At 68.7% G+C, this 19,461-nt stretch carries 16 protein-coding genes; 9 read left to right on the top strand and 7 right to left on the bottom strand.

The annotated features are described in order from the left end of the window. The first annotated feature begins 95 nt into the window (after nucleotides 1–95). A complete protein-coding gene (locus tag NV348_RS27130; protein ID WP_447149380.1) occupies nucleotides 96–1,355 on the top strand; it encodes a lipase family protein in 1,260 nt (419 codons plus the stop codon). A gap of 227 nt (nucleotides 1,356–1,582) precedes the next feature. Here the strand turns inward: NV348_RS27130 and glnA are convergent, their stop codons facing one another. Continuing rightward, complete coding sequence (gene glnA / locus NV348_RS27125) at nucleotides 1,583–3,019, bottom strand: type I glutamate--ammonia ligase (protein WP_447149379.1); 1,437 nt, start codon at nucleotides 3,017–3,019, stop codon at nucleotides 1,583–1,585. Nucleotides 3,020–3,270: 251 nt separating this feature from the next. Between glnA and NV348_RS27120 the strand changes: the two genes are divergently transcribed. Together NV348_RS27120 and NV348_RS27115 are read left to right on the top strand one after the other, a co-directional pair. After that, nucleotides 3,271–3,726 carry an RDD family protein gene (locus tag NV348_RS27120; RefSeq protein WP_218721835.1) on the top strand — a complete coding sequence of 152 codons (456 nt, stop codon included), beginning with the start codon at nucleotides 3,271–3,273 and terminating at the stop codon, nucleotides 3,724–3,726. Nucleotides 3,727–3,763: 37 nt separating this feature from the next. Then, nucleotides 3,764–4,147: a YrdB family protein gene (locus NV348_RS27115; RefSeq protein ID WP_447149378.1), complete on the top strand. Its 384-nt coding sequence runs from the start codon at nucleotides 3,764–3,766 to the stop codon at nucleotides 4,145–4,147. Between the two features lie 55 nt (nucleotides 4,148–4,202). Here NV348_RS27115 and NV348_RS27110 read toward each other — a convergent pair whose 3' ends face one another. After that, a complete protein-coding gene (locus tag NV348_RS27110; RefSeq protein WP_447149377.1) occupies nucleotides 4,203–4,946 on the bottom strand; it encodes a DUF4191 domain-containing protein in 744 nt (247 codons plus the stop codon). Between the two features lie 129 nt (nucleotides 4,947–5,075). Between NV348_RS27110 and NV348_RS27105 the strand changes: the two genes are divergently transcribed. From NV348_RS27105 to NV348_RS27095, 3 genes are read left to right on the top strand one after another with little or no spacing between them, the layout of a single operon-like run. Beyond that, entirely contained in the window at nucleotides 5,076–6,488 is a 1,413-nt protein-coding gene (locus NV348_RS27105; protein ID WP_447149376.1) for a M20/M25/M40 family metallo-hydrolase, read from the top strand. Then, nucleotides 6,485–7,321 (top strand): alpha/beta hydrolase, encoded by an 837-nt coding sequence (locus tag NV348_RS27100; protein WP_447149375.1) that lies wholly within the window; start codon nucleotides 6,485–6,487, stop codon nucleotides 7,319–7,321. The genes NV348_RS27105 and NV348_RS27100 overlap by 4 nt, the downstream gene beginning before the upstream one ends. Before the next feature lie 24 nt (nucleotides 7,322–7,345). Beyond that, nucleotides 7,346–7,810, top strand: coding sequence for a 6,7-dimethyl-8-ribityllumazine synthase (locus NV348_RS27095; RefSeq protein ID WP_447149374.1), 465 nt, complete (start codon nucleotides 7,346–7,348; stop codon nucleotides 7,808–7,810). Here NV348_RS27095 and NV348_RS27090 read toward each other — a convergent pair whose 3' ends face one another. Both NV348_RS27090 and NV348_RS27085 read right to left on the bottom strand, forming a co-directional pair. Then, a complete protein-coding gene (locus NV348_RS27090) occupies nucleotides 7,811–9,256 on the bottom strand; it encodes a neutral zinc metallopeptidase (RefSeq protein ID WP_447149373.1) in 1,446 nt (481 codons plus the stop codon). Between the two features lie 76 nt (nucleotides 9,257–9,332). Continuing rightward, nucleotides 9,333–10,283, bottom strand: a complete 951-nt coding sequence (locus NV348_RS27085) for an endonuclease/exonuclease/phosphatase family protein (RefSeq protein WP_447149372.1) — start codon at nucleotides 10,281–10,283, stop codon at nucleotides 9,333–9,335. 106 nt (nucleotides 10,284–10,389) lie between these two features. Between NV348_RS27085 and NV348_RS27080 the strand changes: the two genes are divergently transcribed. Together NV348_RS27080 and NV348_RS27075 are read left to right on the top strand one after the other, a co-directional pair. Next, complete coding sequence (locus tag NV348_RS27080; protein WP_447149371.1) at nucleotides 10,390–10,674, top strand: hypothetical protein; 285 nt, start codon at nucleotides 10,390–10,392, stop codon at nucleotides 10,672–10,674. A 159-nt stretch (nucleotides 10,675–10,833) separates the two neighbouring features. Beyond that, nucleotides 10,834–12,195, top strand: a complete 1,362-nt coding sequence (locus tag NV348_RS27075) for a prenyltransferase/squalene oxidase repeat-containing protein (protein WP_447149370.1) — start codon at nucleotides 10,834–10,836, stop codon at nucleotides 12,193–12,195. A 64-nt stretch (nucleotides 12,196–12,259) separates the two neighbouring features. Here the strand turns inward: NV348_RS27075 and NV348_RS27070 are convergent, their stop codons facing one another. Next, nucleotides 12,260–14,773 (bottom strand): GmrSD restriction endonuclease domain-containing protein, encoded by a 2,514-nt coding sequence (locus NV348_RS27070; RefSeq protein ID WP_447149369.1) that lies wholly within the window; start codon nucleotides 14,771–14,773, stop codon nucleotides 12,260–12,262. A gap of 116 nt (nucleotides 14,774–14,889) precedes the next feature. Next, entirely contained in the window at nucleotides 14,890–15,909 is a 1,020-nt protein-coding gene (locus NV348_RS27065; RefSeq protein WP_447149368.1) for a hypothetical protein, read from the bottom strand. Between the two features lie 222 nt (nucleotides 15,910–16,131). On the opposite strand from NV348_RS27065, the gene NV348_RS27060 reads away from it, so the two are divergent. Beyond that, nucleotides 16,132–16,335: a cold-shock protein gene (locus NV348_RS27060; RefSeq protein WP_218721900.1), complete on the top strand. Its 204-nt coding sequence runs from the start codon at nucleotides 16,132–16,134 to the stop codon at nucleotides 16,333–16,335. A gap of 57 nt (nucleotides 16,336–16,392) precedes the next feature. On the opposite strand, the gene NV348_RS27055 is transcribed toward NV348_RS27060, so the two are convergent. Next, nucleotides 16,393–19,404, bottom strand: coding sequence for a bifunctional [glutamine synthetase] adenylyltransferase/[glutamine synthetase]-adenylyl-L-tyrosine phosphorylase (locus NV348_RS27055; protein WP_447149367.1), 3,012 nt, complete (start codon nucleotides 19,402–19,404; stop codon nucleotides 16,393–16,395). Between the last annotated feature and the right edge of the window lie 57 nt (nucleotides 19,405–19,461).

Here is a 19,461-nt window from a genome sequence, read left to right as displayed (position 1 = left end):
GTGACTGCCTTCAGGGGGCTTCGCCGGTGGTGGCCCCTTCATGGAGGGGAGTCCGAATGGGCAGTGCCGTATCAGCCTGTCGTGCACAGTGTTCGATGGTGAAGCGCGGTCGGCTGCGCTCGGCTGTGATCGCAGCTTCGGCCGTGTTGTGCCTGACCGGTACTCCCATGGCGGTCGGTCATGCGGATCCGCTGCCGATTCCGCAGAACGACCCGTTCTACACCCCGCGATCGGGCTGGGACTCGGCGGCACCGGGCACCATCCTGAATTCGCGCCCCGTCGAGGTGGCCTCGCTGCAACCACAGGCGCAGGACGCCGATGCCTGGCAGTTGCTGTATCGAACGACCGATACCGACGGCCGACCCATGGCGACCGTGACAACGGTGCTGCGCCCACGAACCGGGCAGGTCAAAGGATTGATTTCCTATCAGCCTGCCACGGATGCCTCGGCCGCACAGTGCGCGCCCTCGTTCGTGCTCCGGCAAGGAGCGCCGGACAAGTACGACTCGTCGCTGGATCTCATTCAGATCGACCAGATGTTGTCGTCCGGTCATGCGATTTCCGTCCCCGACTGGGAGGGGCCGAAGGGAACGCTGTTCGCCCCGAGACAGTCGGGTTACGCCGTGCTCGACGGAGTACGCGCGGCCCAGGGTTTCGCACCGCTGGGCCTGCCCGGCACCGATACTCCGGTTGCCGCGATGGGCTACTCCGGCGGGTCGTACGGCACCAGTTGGGTCGCGCAAGTTCAACCGACCTACGCTCCCGAAATACGACTGGTCGGTGTCGCCATGGGTGGTTGGACCGCGCCCATCGGCCGCTACCTGGGGACGCTCGATGCCGGTCCGTTCTCCGGTTTCCTGCCGTCGCTCCTGCCGGGCATGATGCGTGCCGATCCACGCCTGGCGGCGGCTTTCGACAAATATCTGACGCCTGCCGGGCAAGCTCTGATGGCTGCGGGTGACAGCAAATGCGTGACGGCGAACGTGGCTCAGCATGCGTTCCTGCGCATGGACGACTACCTGACGATCCCTTTTGCGCAACTGATCGAGGAGATACAGCCGTCGTTGGACGCGCTGGACTTCAGCCCCACGGCCTCGACCGCGCCGCTGTTCCTCTACAGTGCCGTGCACGACGAGATCGTCACCATCGCAGGGCCCGATAGGGCGGTGGCACAGTGGTGCGCAGCGGGGGCGCCGATCACCTACACGCGGGACCAGTTGAGCGAGCACGTCAGTCTCGCGATCAGTGCGACTCCCGCGGTCCTGCGGTGGATCGATGAACGTCTGGCGGGGCAGGCCGCACCAGACGGTTGCTCGACGCGCACGGTGATGTCCATGTCGCTCGGTGGCGCATAGCGCGAGGTCGGCGGCACCTGGCCTGACTGTTGGTTGCGGGCCGCGAACATCGAGGTCGTGCAGGCTCGAATGCGACACGCGGCCACGAAGACGACGCTGCGACACGTACGGGCATCGCTGGCCGGATACAGACGAGTCCGCCCGCTCCGTGATCACGGAGCGGGCGGACTCGAAACCGTCTACTGCGTAGGGAACGGGCCGATCAGGCCCGTTCCCGCAGGTCAGGCTTACACGTCGTAGTAGAGCTCGAACTCGTACGGGTGCGGACGCAGGTTGACCGGCGCGATTTCATTGTCGCGCTTGAGCTGGATCCAGGTCTCGATGAGGTCCTCGGTGAAGACGTTGCCTTCAGTGAGGTAGTCGTGGTCCGCCTCGAGGCGGTCGATGACCGTGGCCAGGCTGGTGGGGGCCTGCGGGATGTTCTTGGCCTCCTCGGGCGGCAGCTCGTAGAGGTCCTTGTCGACCGGAGCCATCGGCTCGATCTTGTTCTTGATGCCGTCCAGGCCGGCCATCATCATGGCGGCGAAGGCCAGGTACGGGTTGCCCGAGGAGTCAGGCGCGCGGAACTCGATGCGCTTGGCCTTCGGGTTGTTGCCGGTCACCGGGATACGCACGGCAGCCGAGCGGTTGCGCTGCGAGTACACCAGGTTGATGGGGGCCTCGTAGCCCGGCACCAGACGGTGGTAGGAGTTGACGGTCGGGTTGGTGAACGCCAGCAGCGACGGGGCGTGGTGCAGGATGCCGCCGATGTAGTGACGCGCCAGATCCGAGAGGCCACCGTAGCCGGCCTCGTCGTGGAACAGCGGCTTGCCGTCCTTCCACAGCGACTGGTGCACGTGCATGCCCGAGCCGTTGTCACCGAAGAGGGGCTTCGGCATGAAGGTGACAGACTTGCCTTCCTGCCACGCGGTGTTCTTCACGATGTACTTGAACAGCTGCAGGTCGTCAGCCGCGGACAGCAGCGTGCCGAACTTGTAGTTGATCTCGGCCTGACCGGCGGTGCCGACCTCGTGGTGGCCGCGCTCGAGCTCGAAGCCCGCGTTCTGCAGGTTGGTCGAGATCTTGTCGCGCAGGTCGACGTAGTGGTCGTACGGGGCGACGGGGAAGTAGCCACCCTTGTTGCGGACCTTGTAGCCCAGGTTGCGGCTGCCGTCCGGGTTGAACTCCTTGCCGGTGTTCCACGAGCCCGAGACCGACTCGATCTCGTAGAACGAGCCGTTCATGCCCGAGCCGTAGCGGATGCCGTCGAAGATGTAGAACTCGGCCTCGGCACCGAAGTACGCGGTGTCGGCGATACCGGTCGAACGCAGGTACTCCTCCGCCTTACGCGCGATGTTGCGCGGGTCGCGGGAGTACGCCTCACGGGTGAACGGGTCGTGCACGAAGAAGTTCAGGTTCAGGGTCTTCGCGGCACGGAACGGGTCGATCCGAGCGGTGCTGAAGTCGGGGAGCAGGAGCATGTCCGACTCGTCGATCGACTGGAAGCCACGCACCGAGGAGCCGTCGAACGCCAGACCCTCTTCGGCCAGGTCGGCGGTGAACGCCTTGGCCGGGATCGAGAAGTGCTGCTGGACGCCGGGCAGGTCGGAGAAGCGGATATCGACGTATTCGATGTCCTCTTCCTTGATGTACTGGATGACCTCTTCGGCCGTGCTGAACGTCACTTGTTCTCCTTACGGATCGGTTCCCAGCCAGTCACGATGCATGGGTTCGTCGCGACCTGACGCTAAGGACGCGGTGTTTCCCTACAGTCAAGGCTGTGTTTCGCCAGTGTTACGCGTGCCGGAGGCGGGGTGATGTCTGTCATCCGGGCGCGACCTGCATGCTAATCCTGCCATCCGCCCGATCGCGCGGTGACGTGACCTCCACGAATGCGGTCGTGAGCGGGCGATAGCCGGCCACTATCCTGGAAGCCATGGCGCGTATCACCGGCACATGGCTTTCCGGCAATCCGGCGGAACCGGGCGACCCGGAAACATCCGGCTACCCCGGCGAGCTCTACGGGCTGCCGCGCGAGGGCGCCGGCTCGCTGGCCCCGACCTGGCGCCGGGTCGTCGCGCTGTTCGTCGACTGGTTCATCGCGGTCGGCATCGCCGCCGTGATCACCCGCAGCTTCGCGTCGTCGTCGGTGCCGCTGCTGGTGTGGTTCGTGATCGGCGTCGCCGCGGTGACGCTGTTCGGGTTCACCCCCGGCCAGTACTTCCTGAAGCTGCGGGTGCTGCGGATCGACGCCCCGGTGGCGGTCGGGTTCGTGCGGGCGCTGGCGCGGCAGGTGCTGCTGGTGTTCGTCATCCCGGCGCTGTTCACCGATGCCGACGGACGCGGCATGCACGATCGCGCCACGGGCACCGCCCTGGTCAACGCGCGCTGACCCGTCGGCGGGCCCGCGCCGGCCTTACGCTGTGGCCGTGTCACTGAATCCGGCCCTGCTGGCCGTGCGTTTCCTGCTCGAACTGATCGCCATCGCCTCGTTCGGGGTGCTCGGCTGGCGAGCCTTCGACTCCCCCTGGCGGTATCTGCTCGTCGTCGTGCTGCCGATCGCGGCCGCGGCGCTGTGGGGCACGTTCGTGCTCCCCGATGATCCGAGTCGCGGCGGCGGCGTGCCGGTGCCGGTCTCGGGCCCGGTGCGGCTGCTCGTCGAGTTCACCGTGCTCTTCGGCGGCGCCGCCGCGCTGTGGGGCGCCGGCCTGCCCCGGCTCGCGCTCATCTCGACGGCGGTGCTGGTCGGCTACCACCTGCTGGCCTACGACCGCATCCTGTGGTTGCTGACCGGACGGCCGCCGAACTCCTGACACGAGACGAGCCCGGCACCTGCGATCAGGTGCCGGGCTCGTTCGGTAGGCGGGCTCAGCGGCGACGGATGGCGCGCTGCATGCCCTTCATCTTGGCGCCGGGGGGCATCGGGCCCTTCGGCATCGCGGGTCCGCTGCGCGAGCTCAGCGCGGTCAGCCTGCCCTCGATCTGATCGATCCGCTTGACATCGATATTGCGCGGCAGCTTGGTGAGGAACTTCTGCAGATCCTTGAGCGGGGTCTGGCCTTCCTCGTTGCCGACGACGACTTCGTAGATGGGGGTGTCACCGATGAGGCGAGCGGTTCGCTTCTTCTCCTGCGCGATGAGCGACTTGACCCGCTGCGGGGAACCCTCGGCGACGAAGATCACGCCCGGCAGGCCGATGACGCGGTGCACCGCGTCGAGCTGGGTGGTGGCCGCGACGCCGTTGGCGACCCGCCACTTGCCCTGCAGATTCTCCAGCACCCACGCCGCCGCGCCCGCCTGGCCCTCGGCCTTGCGGTAGACGTTCTTCTGCACGCGACGTCCGAAGATGATGAACGCGAACAACACACCGAGCAGCAGACCCAGCGGCAGCAGGAACCACTGCATGTCGAAGATCAGACCGATGAGGAAGAAGACCACCGTGGTGCCGACGAGTGCGCCGATCATCAGCGGCAGCAGCGCCTTGTCTTCCTTGCGCTGCATGTTGAACGCCTGCCACAACTGCTGACGCCGTTCGCGTGATGCCTGCTTACGGGCCGCTTTAGCCGCGGCCTTGGCTTCCTTCGACGGCTTGCCGCCCTTGCCTCCTGCCATAGGTGTCAGCTTAGATGGCCCCCCGCCGGGCCGTCGGACCGCATGACGCACCGACCTCGAACACGGCGATTCGGACGTCTTTCACGGCGAACCCGCCGGGCACGGGCAAGAATGGCGAGGGTGCGCCCGATGACCGAGAAGCCGACCGGATCCCCCGTCACCGCGGGGGTCGACGACGCGGTCGCCGAGCGACTGGCCGCGGCCTTGCGGTGCGCGACGGTCTCGACCGAGGATCCCACCCAGACCGCCGACGCGGAGTTCGCCCGGCTCGCCGCGCACCTCGAGGCGTCGTTCCCGCGCGTGCACGCCGAGCTGACTCTGACCACCTTCGGCCGCAGCAGGCTCTACCGCTGGGACGGCACCGAGCCGGGACCGGTGGCGGCGATCCTGCTGGCCCACCAGGACGTCGTCCCGGTCGACGATCCGCAGCGCTGGACCCATCCCCCGTTCGCCGGCGTCGTCGACGCGGAGTTCATCTGGGGCCGGGGCGCGATCGACGACAAGAGCCGGGTGCTCGCCGTGCTCGAAGCCGTGGAGCAGTCGCTGACGGCGGGTGTCCGGCCCCGGCACACCGTCTACCTGGCCTTCGGCCACGACGAGGAGGTCTTCGGCGACGGCGGCGCGGTCCGGATGGCCGAGCACCTGCGGGCCGAGGACGTCCGGGCCGACCTGCTGCTCGACGAGGGCGGGGTGATCACCGACGGGGTCGCCGACGGGGTCGACCGACCGGTCGCGAGCATCATGCTGGGTGAGAAGGGCTACGCGACGGTGCGGCTGTCGGTCAGTGAGACCGGCGGTCACTCCTCCATGCCGGGCAAGCAGACCGCGGTCGGGCGGCTGGCGCGTGCCGTCGCCCAGGTGCAGGACCATCCGATGCCGCTGCGGTTGACCCCGGTGATCACCGACATGCTCGCCCGGATGCGGGTGGCGCTGCCCGAACCGCGCCGCAAGCTGCTCGAACTCGCCGATACGCGCGGACTGGCCACGCTGGCCGGACCGCTGCTCACCCGGCTGCTGGCGGCGGGCCCTACCACCGAGGCACTGGTCCGCACGACGACCGCGCCGACGGTGATCCGGGGCGGGGTGAAGGCCAATGTGCTGCCGCAGAGCGCGGAGGCACTGGTGAATTTTCGGATCCTGCCCGGTGATTCCGTGTCGTCCGTGCTCGCGCACTGCCGCCGGGTGATCCGCGACATCGGCGTGGCGATCGAGCTCGTCGGACCGGTGTCGGAGCCGTCGCGGGTCGCCGGTCCGGGCCCCGCCTACGAACTGATCGCCGAACTCGCCGCCGAGCTGGTGCCCGGCATCGTTACCACCACCGGGCTGGTGCCCGGCGCCACCGACTCCCGGCACTACGACGGCCTGGCAGGCACCCGCTGCAATTTCGCGCCGATCGTGCTGACCGCGGCCGACCTGGAACGGATCCACGGAACCGACGAGCGGATCTCCCGGCTCAACTACGCTCGACTGATCGAGTTCAATCGGCGCCTGATCGAGCGGCTCGCGGTGGCGCCCGGCGACGAAGGAGCAGCACAGCGATGACGACGGACACGGGCGAATTCGCCGGCAACGGCGGCCGGATCGCCTGGCGCGCTTGGCAACCCGACACCGCCCCGCGCGCGGTGGTGGTGCTGGTGCACGGCGTCGCCGAGCACTCGGGCCGCTACGAGCACGTGGGCGACGCGCTGGCCGCGCGGGGTTTCGCGGTGTACGCGCTCGATCACATCGGACATGGTCTGTCGGAGGGCGCGGCCGCCAATATCGGCTCGATGCACGCCGCCGCCGACAATGTGGCCACCCTGCTCGACCTGGCGGGCACGGCCCATCCCGGCGTGCCCCGGTTCCTGCTCGGCCATTCGATGGGCAGCCTGGTGGTGCTGCACCTGGCCACCCGCGGACCGGTCGACGTGGCCGGGGTCGTGGTCTCGGCACCGCCGCTGGACATCCCGCTGGGCAATCCGGTGCAGCGCCTCGCCGCTCCACTGCTCACCCGGGTCGCCCCGAATCTCGGTGTGCTGACCCTGGATTCGTCGACGATCAGCCGTGATCCCGAGGTGGTGCGCGCCTACGACGAGGACCCGCTGGTGTTCCGCGGCAAGCTGCCCGCCCGCACCGCGGTGGAGATCCTGCAGCACACCGCGCTGGTGAAGCAGCGCCTCGACGCGCTCACCGCGCCGCTGCTGGTGCTGCACGGCACGGCCGACACCATCGCCGCGCCGTCGAGTGCGGACCTGCTCGAAAGCGATGCCGGTTCGACCGATGTGACGGTGCTGCGCTACTCCGGGCTGTTCCACGAGGTGTTCAACGAACCCGAGCGCGATCAGGTGATCGGTGACGTCACCGACTGGCTTTCCCGATATGTTACCGACGAGTAGCTTAGCGCCTAGTAGACTCCGCCCATGGGAACCACGTCTACCGGCGCCGTCGCCTTCATCCGCGCCAGCTGGCACAGCTCCATCGTCACCAAGGCCCACGAGGGCTTCGTCGCCGAATACGCCGGCCTGGGGTTCGACCCGGCCGCCGTCGAGGTGTTCGACGTCCCGGGCGCCTTCGAGATCCCGCTGCACGCGCAGCGCCTGGCCCGTACCGGCCGCTACGACGCGATCGTGGCCGCCGCGCTCGTCGTCGACGGCGGCATCTACCGTCACGACTTCGTCGCCACCGCGGTGATCGACGGCCTGATGCGCGTCCAGCTCGACAACGACGTCCCGGTGTTCTCGGTGGTGCTCACCCCGCACCACTTCCACGAGCACAGCGAGCACGTCGACTACTACACCAACCACTTCGTGACGAAGGGAGCCGAGGCCGCCCGCGCGGTGGCGAACACCCTCAGCTCTCTACGCTCACTGCCCGCGGCGCGCTGACTACTCGAACTGGGTCAGGCAGGCCTGTTCGCCGTCGAGGACGCCGGTGCGGAACGCCTCGAGGCGCTGATAGCCGCTCGGCACCACCTTGCCGTTGACGTCGGCGGCCGCGAGGCCGTCGGCGAGCAGGCCCGACACCGCCTCGTCGAGGTCGCCGGCCGACAGCCGCGGATCACTGCCCGGCTCACTGAGTTTCGTGGTCAGCACGCCCGACAGGCACGCGGTGCGCAGGCCCGCCGATTCGGCGCCGGTCAGTGACAGCTTGCGGTCCTGCTGCACCGCCAGGGCGTAGCGGGACACGAAGACCACCGCGGCGTTGTAGTCGCCGGTGACGACCGCCGAGAGCGGTTCCTCCTTGCCGGTGGCCCCCTCCCCCGCGCGCTCGGCCATGGCGGGCACGTCGGTGCCGATGGTGTTGCTGCCCGGGCAGTAGGACACCGGTTGGGTGGTGGTCGTCGAGGCGCAATTGCGGGTGACCCCCGCGTAGTCGAACTTCGGCGCGTTCCGCACCGGCATCGACTTGCTCAGCTGGGTGGCCAGCGAGCTCAGGTTCTCCTTGTTCACCGGGAGCTGCTGATCGCGCTCGCCGTCCTCGAAGGTGACCGGCAGGCCGCCACGGCGCTTGCTGATCTCGTCCTCGTCGATCCCCTTGCAGGACCCGGCGCCCTCGGTATAGCCCTTCTGCACCGCGGTGACGCGTTCGAAGGCCGAACCGTGCACGGCGTCGGGATCATTGGGGTCGCGGTCGCGCACGGCGACGGTCGCGCCGAGCACGCCGTTGAGACCGTCGGTGGTGTTGAGGGTGAAGTGCTTGGACTTGCCCTCGGCGACGTGGCGCAGGAAGACGCCGGCCAGGCAGTCGGCCTGCTGCTCCTTCACCAGGGCGTCGGTGAGGAAGCCGCGCAGCAGGTCGGCCTGGGACTGGATGGCGTGGCCGTACTCGTGGGCCAGCACCATCACCACCGACATCTCCTTGTACTTGTCGACCAGCAGCGGCAGCAGCACCGAGCGGTCCCAGCCGATGGTGTGGTCGAGCGGGCAGTACGCGGCGTTGACCATCTTGTAGGTGCTGCTCTTGCAGAACTGCACCGATTCCGATTCCGGCGCCTTCGCCGACCACGAGATGTACTTCGAGGCGGGCTTGAAGTTGCCGCGGAAGGTCTTGGAATACTCCGTCTGCCAATACTCTTCGATATCGGCGATGGCATTGAGCGCGAGCTTGTCGATCGTGCCGTTATCGCCGTTGTCGGCCTTCTTGTCGGTGTCGGGCACCCCGGGGCGGCTGCCGCTGGGCCCGGTGTTCGACGTCGCGCCCGCCACCTCCCACGGGTTGTCCATCGTGGGCATCGCCTGGTCGCTGGCGACGGTCGTCGCCGAGCAACCGGTGGCGAGCAGGCCGACGCTCACCAGTGCCGCCATCGCCATGGCGAACCGATGTTTGATCATCCGCTGTTTCCTCCCCGGGGAATGACACGGACGCCGAGCGGTCCGATGTCGAGCGCTCACATGGTAATCGACGCCGTCAATCCCGCATTCTGACCGTGGCGAGCACCGCGCGATGGTCGGAGCCCGCAATGGTGAGCGTGCGCACCTGTTCGGCGACGCCACCTGCGACGAGGATGTGATCGATGCCGATCACCGGCCCCCACCGGCGATCCGCGGGGTAGGTGAGCAGCACCCCGTCGCCCGTCTGTTCCGCGGCGGCCGCGAACGGACCGTCCAGCAGCGCGCGGTAGGCCGAATGGTTCTGCGTCGCATTGAAATCCGCGCCGACAATCGCGGGCGTTGGCGCCGAGGCCAGGATCTCGTCGACCCGGCGCAGCTCGGCGGCCCACGCGGCGAAGTCGATGTTCGGCGGGATCGGATGGAAGGCGAACACCGAGATCGGGCCGCGCTGTGGATGTTCCATCGTCGCGGAGATGTTGCTCATGATGAAGCCGTCGTACTTCTCGGTCTCGCGCAACGGGTATCGGCTGTAGATGCCGGTACCGCCACCACCGGATTGCGCGGGTTCCAGATAGAAGTAGGGCAGCCGGTCTTCCAGGCCCGCCGCCCGTAGCCGGGTGATCGAGTCGGTGGTCAGTTCGTCGGCGGTGAGCACGTCGACGTCGTTGTCGCGCACCGCCGCGACCACCACAGCCGGATCCGCCTGTCCGAACAGCAGATTCGACTGCAGCACCCGCAGCTGCGGTCCGTCGGCCGCGGCGGCCGCGGGAATGTAGGCCGGAACGACCAGCCACGCCGCGCCGGCCAGCACCACGCCCCCGGCGATGGCGCTGCGCCACCCCCGCGCGAGGAGCACGAGGACCACCCCGAGCACCGCGCCCAGCATCAGCCACGTCGCCCCCGACGCCAGCAACACCAGCGACTGCTGCCGCCAGTTGCCCAGATGCAACACGATCCCGGCCACCGCCGCGATCAGCGCGCCCCACCCCAGGACCAGCAACACCCGGTCCGACCATTTCCGCATCATGGGCCCGAGCCTAGGCTGGCGCCCTTGGCGCGCCCTTATGGTGCCGCTAAAGGTTCTCTGAGGTGCCCGCGTCGGCCTACACTGGCGCCGCAGAAGGAGGTGGCGCGTGTACATCGAAGAATTCCCCGCCGCAGGCCCGCTCACCGAGAACGCCGTCGACGCGCTGCTGACCGTCGCGGGCCGCTACACCTCGGCGCTGACCCTCACCGTCGCCGACCGCACCGTCCAGCTCCCGGTCCTGCCGGTCTGCTGGACCGAACTCCCCATCCGCGCCGGCACCCCGATCACCATCGAAGCCGCCCGTGGCCACCGACCGCCCGACGCCGAGGACCGCCGCGCCCTGCGCGACTTCGTCGACACCTTCCAGCGCGCCACCGGCGCACCGGAGTGAATCACGTCGCCAGGCGACGGTTCAGCGCCGAACGCGGCCCCGCCCCGCGCACCAGTTGGTGGCACAGCCACGAGCCTCGAAAGAGGCTGTGCGACGTATAGTCGAGGACGAAACTTACTCTGGGGGACAACGTCTTCCAGCGACTAAGCAGGGGGCTGCATGTCTACTGTCGATGACAGGATCGTGCTGGCGGCGGGTTGGCTCCACGCCAATGTTGTCCGCGTCGATGATGGACATGCAGGGTGGGGCTGGTCTCCCGATGTGTCACCGAATCCCCAGGACACCGCCGAAGCCGTGTGCGCCTTGACGGCCGCCCGAGCACACACTCCGATCCATCTCTTGGCCCCGGCCTATGACGTGCCGGAGCCGACCAGCGTGACGGCACTACTGCGCCTGGGCAGCGTTACGCACGCGACTCAGGGCGAGTGGATATTCCAGTCACCCGTCGACGCTGCATGGCGCCTACGCGCACTCGTCGCGATGAGCGCGGGCGGGGTCTTACCCGACGTGCACGCATACCGGCAGGCCCTCCTCGCCATGCAGGATCCGCATTCGGGCGGTTGGACCATGTCCGACGGGTTAGCTCCGGTCTCTGTCACAGCTACTGCCGCCGCGATCCGCGCACTGCTGGAACTTCCCGATTCCGACACCGAAGCAGCCGCCGCGATCCGGCGCGGCTGCGACTTCCTGGTCAACGCACTGCTCCATGACGATCCACAGGCGACGACCAACTTCGCGACCGCCAAGATTGCGTGCTTGCTGGGTGCCGGGCCACTCGCGGACATGGGCAATCCCCGCATCACGCGAGCACATGAGCGAGCGGTCGACCATGTACTGCACTATTTGGAGACCGCACCTGGCACCCTCGAAGAGGAGCCGATTCGTCGCGGCAACGTCACCCAGACCTGGTACCACGCAACGCTTCCGCAGTCGATCATGGCACTGGCCACGTCCAGAAAGCAGTTGATCTTCCACCCCGCGTTCCGCAGCGGGTTCACCGAACTGCTGGACTATCAGCAACTTTCGCCGACTCATCGCGACCACGGCGGCTTCAAGACCTCGCGAGGCGGCATGATCACGTCCTACGCGACCGCCCAGTCGATCCACACCCTGATTCAGGTGAATGCCGAGGTGCGTCAGCGTGTCAACCCGGGCACCGTCTTCGACATGCTCTGTGACGCCAACAGCAGCCACCACACGGACCCGCAGAACATCGCTCCCGCGAAGTTTCCCGCAGTCCGGATGAACAGCACTGCGGGCGCGGCGATCTTCGGGATGGGTCTCACCGCCGGGCTCACCATTATCTTTCTGGCATTGATGTTCGACGAAGGAACGCTGGAACCACTGGGAAAACCAGGCAGCCGTGCCCTGATCTACTGGGGCACTGCCTTCATCTCCGTCGGGCTCTATTGCTGGGCGACAACCCGATTCCACCGCCTTGCCCGCGGAAAGATGCTGTCGCTGGTCGCAGCGATCTTCACGGCAGGAATTTTCCCCTTCTTGGCCTTCCTGCTCACATAGCACCGGCGGCTTGCCGGCACCTGCCACACAGCGCGCCGCTACGGACAGGTGGGACCGGGCGGAACTACAACGGCAGGCCTGCCTCGATCCAGTTGTAGGCCTGGATCTTTCGGGAGGCCGGATCGTTGACGACCTGGTTGATGAGGTCGTTGATCTGGTCGGTGGACAGGGGGTAGCCGTAGTGTTCGGCGGCGCCGGCGGAGGCCCAGAGGGAGGCGAAGAGGCCGGGGCCGCCGAGCAGGTGGGACAGGGCGGTGGCGACGTCCTCGACCACCTCGATGACGCCGTGCACCATGGCGATCGCGATGTCCTCGTCGCCGGGGGTGGCCCCGGGGGCCAGGGCGCCGGAGGCGACGGCGCGGCGGGCCAGCCAGTCACGGGGGACCATCGGGTTCGGGCCGATCGCGTCGCCGAGGTAGTACCGCCACTCCCCCGGGTTGCCCTGGTCGAAGGCGTGGATGTAGAAGGTGCGGGTCAGCGCCCACAGGGCGATGTAGCGCAGGGCGACCTGTTCGGGCTCGAGCGCCGCGTCGGGGCCCTCGGCGCGGTCGCGTTCGAGCTGGTTCCAGGCGAAGCGGAACCAGACCTGCTCGGAGTTGCCGACCCAGGTCGCGGGCAGGCGATCGGCCAGGGCGGCCATGTCGGCGGCCGGGCCGTAGAGGCCGGTGTCGCCGGACACCTCGACGCGCAGGTTGTCGACGTAGCCGCGCAGGGCGTCGACGGAGGTGAACACGGCGTAGCCGAGCTGGGCGAGGCGGGTGAGGTCGGCGTTGGCGGGCTCGAGCACCAGCACCACCGGCATGCCGACGCCGGGCTGCAGGCCCTCGGGCCAGAACGCCTCGGCGACAGCGAGTTCGCGGCCGGTCACCGGATCGGAGACCTCGCTGTCGAGCAGCGGGAAGCCGAAGCCGTCGGCGACGAGGTCGTCGACCAGCGCGTTCACCAGGTCGACCGCCGGGTCACCGAGGCTCACCCCGGCGACACCGACGGACAGCAGCGTCGGCCGGTGCAGGGTGCCGGTGCGCAGCTGCTCGAGGAACGCGTCGGCAGCCGCGGACAGCAGTTTGCGGCGCGCGCGCAGGAATTCGCGGTAGTTCTCGACCCGCCACAGGGTGGGATCGGTCGGAATCCACTGCGAGGCCAGCACTCCGGGGTGCTGCCGCTCGACTTCAGCGAGGTAGTCGGCCGGTTCGCGTTCGCCCAGTTCGGCTTCCGAGCCGGGGCTGAGGAAGCAGAAGTTGGCGATCGCGTTGATCTCGTTGCGTTCGTAGCCCGCGTCGCGCAGCGTGGTCTTCGGGAACAGGTAGTGCACCTGCACCGGGGTGCGCTCACCGAACTGCTCGATGCCGAGTTCGTCGCCGGTGCCCAGATCGCGCGAACCGTCGACGCGGGTCAGCAGGTACAGCAGCGGATAGAACCGCGATCCCCGGGTCGCGCCGCCGAAGTCGTCGGCGCAGAGGTCGAGCGAGCCGCCGCGCAGCCGTTCCAGCGAGCCGATGAGGCCGTTGATGCCGCCGCGTTCGAGCGTCTCGTAGTCCTGCTGCAGGAACGTCTCGGTGGACCCGCTGAACCGGCCCCACAGCGCGGAATGGATGTACCAGTACAGCACCCGGTCGCGGTGCAGGTCGTCGTCGAAGCGGCCGCCGTTGAGGAACAGCAGCCGGGTGATGACCGGAATCGCGTAGCGCCCCATCAGGACTCGGTCGTGATCGAGGCCGAGGCGACCGGCCACGGTGTCGAGGAAGGTGTCGACCTGGGTCGCGGTGTTGCTGAGCGCCTGCTCGAATTCCGCGGGCGACAGATCGCCGAGCGCGTCGAAGTGGGCGCGGCCGTTGCCGATGGCGATCACATTGCGCAGCAACCAGTCCAGGGTGAAGGTGTAGCCGTCCTTGTCCCAGCGGATCAGGTGGTCGCGCAGGTTGCCGCGGGCCTGCGGCCACTGCGCGCACAGCGTCGCCAGCGCAAGGTCGCCCTTGGACAGTTTGGTGCCACCGGAGTTGACGCGGTTGAAGATGTCGACGACCTCGTCGACGGTCCGGTCCGAGCCGGTGATGGTCTCGACATTGAACTCGCGATGGGTGATCTCGCGCAGCTTGTTCAGCCGGTCGAGGTAGACCGCCAGCGTCTCCGGCGCCACCTCGGTGAACCGCGGCAGGTAGTGCACCGGACCCAGCGCGAACAGCTCGGTGACATCGATCCAGGTCGGCGCGGTCTCGCGGCCTGGCACCTGGAACTCGAAAACCTCACGGTCGACATCGAAATGGAGCCCGGTGAACGCGACGGCGTCGCCCTCGAAGAACGACGGCGCGGTGCCGCGCAGGATGCCGTAGAGGGTGGTGATGCGCTGCTGGCCGTCGAGCAGCAGCTGCCGCAGCCCCGATCCGCCGCCCTGGCCGCGCACGGCGATGTCCTCCGATCCGGTCTCCCACACCAGGAGCCCGCCGACCGGATAACCGAGGTACAGCGACCGCATCAGTCCGCGCACCTGGTCCCTGTTCCAGACGTAACCGCGCTGGAATTCGGGCAGCAGCACCGCTCCGGAGTCGATCTGGTCGAGCAGGGAGGACAGACGTGTCACGGCAGCCTTTCATCGCGATCCGGTAGCGCAAGCGCTCCATCGTTGCACGGATCGTACCGACAAACACCGACGCGCCAGCGGCCGAACAGAACTCACGGTCCGCGGGCTCGCGGGTACTACGTCGCGGCCACCGCCGCGCGGAACGCCGCCGAGGCGTAGAAGGGCGCCAGCCTGCGCCGGACGACGGTGTCGAGATAGCCGCGCTCGTCGAGTTTCGCGAGCACCGAGGGGCCGAAGCGCAGCGCCTCCTCGATCATGTCCGCGCGCCCGATGCCCAGCTCGGCGAGCAATTCGGCCAGCGGGGTGTCACCGTATTTGTCGAAGACGTGATCGATGCCCTCATCGAGCAGCGCGTGGAAGTAGTCGGTGTCGCGGAAGGTGCGCCAGAACTCGAAGGTGAGGACGACGGCGTCCTCCACGTCGTTGGCCGAGACCAGTTCCCGGAAGGACCCGATCGAATCGCCGGTGTGCTTGCGCCAGGTCTCGCGGGCGGCGTCGAGCAGCACGTCGTCGGCGTCGTTGCGGTTGCCGCGCAAGACGAATCGCGCGCCGGTGCGGGTGATCCGGCCGACGCCGTTCTCGATCACCGGCAGCGCCGGCTCGGCCAGCCGGGCCAGCGCGCCGCGCAGCGACTGCGCCAGGCCGCCGCCGTCGGCGCGCCTGCCGTCGTCGACGGCGGTGACGACCGCGCGCTGCACCGCCTCGACGCAGGCGTCCACGGTGACCGGGCTGTTGAGCACCAGGCGCACCAGCCGGTGCGAGACCTCCATGTCGGCCACGGCCGAGACCAGTTCGTCGAAGCGGCGGTTGTCCACCACCTCGCCGACCGGGATCTCGTCCTGAGCGCGATGGTTGTACAGCCGGGCGGCGATCTCGCCGACGAGTTCGGGGATCGCGCCCTCGACCGGGATCTGCACCGCGTACTTGTGCGCGACGCCCTTGATCTGCTCGCGGGTGACGGCCTCGGCCAGGGTCAATACCGCGCATTCGGCGAGCAGGCCGTCGACCTCCTCGGTGACGAGCTCGAGGAAACCCGTGGGCGTCAGCAGCTGTTCCTTGGTGAACGCCACGTGCGCGTCGAGCACCCGCAGTGCCAGGTCGACGTGTCCGGAGTCCGCATCGTTGGTCTCACCCATGTCGCCCAGATTGGCACACCGCGCGCGCTGGTGAGACCTCGGCGCACCCGTCGATGATCTTCGGTGCCGACACGCCGAGCGCGGCACGCAGACTCAGCCCAGATCGCGGTTCGGAGACCCCATGCGCGCAGTTTGTCGGCGAGTATGGCATACTTGGCTGCTGAGACTGGGCTGATCACAGAGATCGCCATGGCTCACCGACTGAAAAGACTTGTAAAACACATGACTCAAGGCACTGTTAAGTGGTTCAACGGCGAAAAGGGCTTCGGCTTCATCGCCCAAGACGGAGGCGGCCCCGACGTCTTCGTGCATTACTCGGCCATCAGCGGCTCCGGCTTCAAGTCCCTCGAAGAGGGCCAGCGGGTCGAGTTCGAGGTCGGCCAGGGCCAGAAGGGCCCCCAGGCTCAGGACGTCCGCGCCATCTGATTCCGGCGTGAACGAGAAAGGCCCCGCACCCTCGGTGCGGGGCCTTTCTCTTGTCCGCTATCCCCCGAACACCCGCTCCACGACCGCCTTGGCGCGGCGGGTGATGCGCATGTAGTTGTCGAGGAACTCGCTGCCGTCGTCGGTGGGCCAGCCCGCCACCCGCGCGACCGCCGATAGTAGGCGGCCCGGGCCGGGGAGCTGATCGGTCGGCTTGCCCTTGACGAGCACGAGCGCGTTGCGGGCCGCGGTCGCGGTGATCCAGGATTCCCGCAGCAGCGCGACATCGTCGTGCTCCAGGATGCCCTCGGCCTCGATGACGTCGAGCGCTTCCAGCGTCGAGGTGTTGTGCAGGGCGGGCACCTCGTGCGCGTGCCGCAGCTGCAGCAGCTGCACGGTCCACTCGATGTCGGCCAGACCGCCGCGCCCCAGCTTCGTGTGGGTGGCGGGGTTGGCCCCGCGCGGCAGGCGCTCGGCGTCGACACGGGCCTTGATCCGGCGGATCTCGCGGGCGAACTCGGCGGACACCCCGCCGGCCGGGTACCGGATCGGGTCGATGACGTGCAGGAACCGCACACCCAGCGCCTGATCCCCGGCCACCTGGTGCGCGCGCAGCAGCGCCTGCACCTCCCACGGCTGGGCCCACTGTTCGTAGTAGGCCTGATAGGCGGCCAAGGTGCGGACCAGGGCGCCGTTGCGGCCCTCCGGTCGCAGGCCCGCGTCGACCTGCAGCGGCGGATCGGTGCTGGGCGCACCGAGCAGGCGCTGGACCTTCTCCGCGACGCCGATCGCCCACTTCACCGCGATGGTCTCGTCCTCGCCGGGACGCGGATCGCAGACGAACAGCACGTCGGCGTCGGACCCGTAGCCGAGTTCCATGCCGCCGAGCCTGCCCATGCCGATGACCGCGAAGTCGGCGGGCGCGGGCGCGCCTCGTTCGGCCTCCGACGCCCGGATGACCACGCCCAGCGCGGCCTCGAGCACCGCCACCCACACCGAGGACAGCGCCGCGCACACCTGCGGCACGTCGAGCATGCCGAGCAGGTCGGCCGAGGCCACCCGGGCGAGCTCGTGCCTGCGCAGCGAGCGGGCCGCGGCGACCGCGCGGTACGGGTCGTCGTAGCGGGCCGCGGCGGTCTGGATGCCGCGCGCGACATCCTCGGGCTGCGGGCCCAGCAGCTGTGGGCCGCCCGGGCCGTCGGCGTACATGCGGATGGTCTCGGGGGCGTTGATCAGCAGATCGGGCAGGTACTCCGAGGAGCCGAGCACGATCATCAGCCGCTGGGCGATGGCGCCCTCGTCGCGCAGTTCGCGCAGGAACCAGATCTGGTCGTCGAGACCTTCCGAGACCCGGCGATACGCGAGCAGGCCCGCGTCGGGATTCGGTGTGTCACCGAGCCATTCGAGCAGCGTCGGCAACAGCAGCGCCTGAATGCGGCCCTTGCGCGAGACACCGCCCGTGAGCGCCTTGAGGTGGCCGAGGGCGTTGGCGGGCGCGCCGTAGCCGAGCGCGGCGAGCTGGCGCACGGCGGCGTCGGGGCTCAGCCGCAGCGCGTCGGAGTCGAGCCGGGCGACCGACTCGAGCAGCGGCCGGTAGAACAGCTTGGAGTGCAGCCGCCGCACCCGCATGGAGTTGCGGCGGATGTCGGTCTCGAGCACGCCGACGGCGTCCTGACGGCCGTCGGGCCGGATGTGGGCCGCGCGCGCGAGCCAGCGCATGCCCTCCTCGTCGTCGGCGGCGGGCAGGGTGTGGGTGCGCTTGAGCCGCTGCAACTGCAGCCGGTGCTCGAGCAGCCGCAGGAACTCGTAGGAGGCGGTGAGGTTGGCCGCGTCGTCGCGGCCGACATAGCCGCCCGCGGCCAGCGCGGTGAGCGCCTCGACGGTGTTGGTGGCGTGCAGGGAGTCGTCGACCCGCCCGTGCACCAATTGCAGCAGCTGCACGGCGAATTCGACATCGCGCAGGCTGCCGGCGCCGAGCTTGAGTTCGCGCTCGCGCAGGTCGGCGGGGACCAGATCCTCCACCCGGCGGCGCATGGCCTGCACGTCGGCGACGAAGTCGGGGCGTTCCGACGCGGTCCACACCATCGGCATGAGCGCGTCGCGATACTGCTGACCGAGTTCCAGATCGCCGGTCATCGGCCGGTTCTTCAGCAGCGCCTGGAACTCCCAGGTGCGGGCCCAGCGCTTGTAGTAGGCGAGGTGGGAATCGAGCGTGCGCACCAGCGCGCCCGCCTTGCCCTCGGGGCGCAGTGCCGCGTCGACCTCGAAGAACGCCGAACTGGCGACGCTCATCATCTCCGCGGCCAACCTGGTCGCGGTGGCATCGGCCGGTTCGGCGACGAACACCACGTCGACATCGCTGACGTAGTTCAGTTCGCGCGCACCGCATTTGCCCATCGCGATGACCGCCAGCCGCACCGGTACCGGGCCGTTCTTGCACACCCGGGCCACGGCCACCGCCAGCGCGGCGGTGAGCGCGGCATCGGCCAGATCCGACAGGTGCCTGCCGACCACCTGGTACGGCGGCACCGGCTCGTTCTCGACGGTGGAGGCCAGATCGACCGCGGCCAGCAGCATCAGCTGATCGCGATACCGGCTGCGCAGCAGCGCGATCGCCTCCGGACCGGCGATCTCGGCCCGGTACAGCATCGGCCCCGCGTTGGGTCCGTTCTCGGGCTCGGCCTCGACCGCGTCGAGCAGATCGGCGATCAGGTCGTCGCGTTCGGGAAGCCGGTTCGCGCGCAGCACTTTCCACGCGGCCGGTGCGGCCACGAGGTGGTCACCGAAAGCCGTCGACGAGCCGAGCAGCCCGAACAGCCTGCCGCGCAACGTGGAATCGGACCGGATCACCGAATCCAGTTCGGCCCAGTCGTTTCCGAGCGACTCACGCAGCCGGACCAGCGTGGACAGGGCCAGGTCGGCATCGGGCGAACGCGACAGTGCCCACAGCACTGGCACCCCGTCGATGTTGTCCCAGCCGAGCTGGTGCAGGGAGTCCGCTGCGGTGGGCTCGAGCAACCCGAGCCGGCCGACGCCGGGGACAGCGGAGCGGACAGTCGGTGGCCGGACCATGCCCTCAAAGTACATGGTCCGTGCATCGACCGCGTCACGCCCGGCGCGCCGGGCGCC

Source organism: Nocardia fodinahabitans (assembly GCF_052983615.1).
Note: the sequence above shows the minus strand (reverse complement) of the source record. Positions and strands in the feature narration are given on the sequence as shown.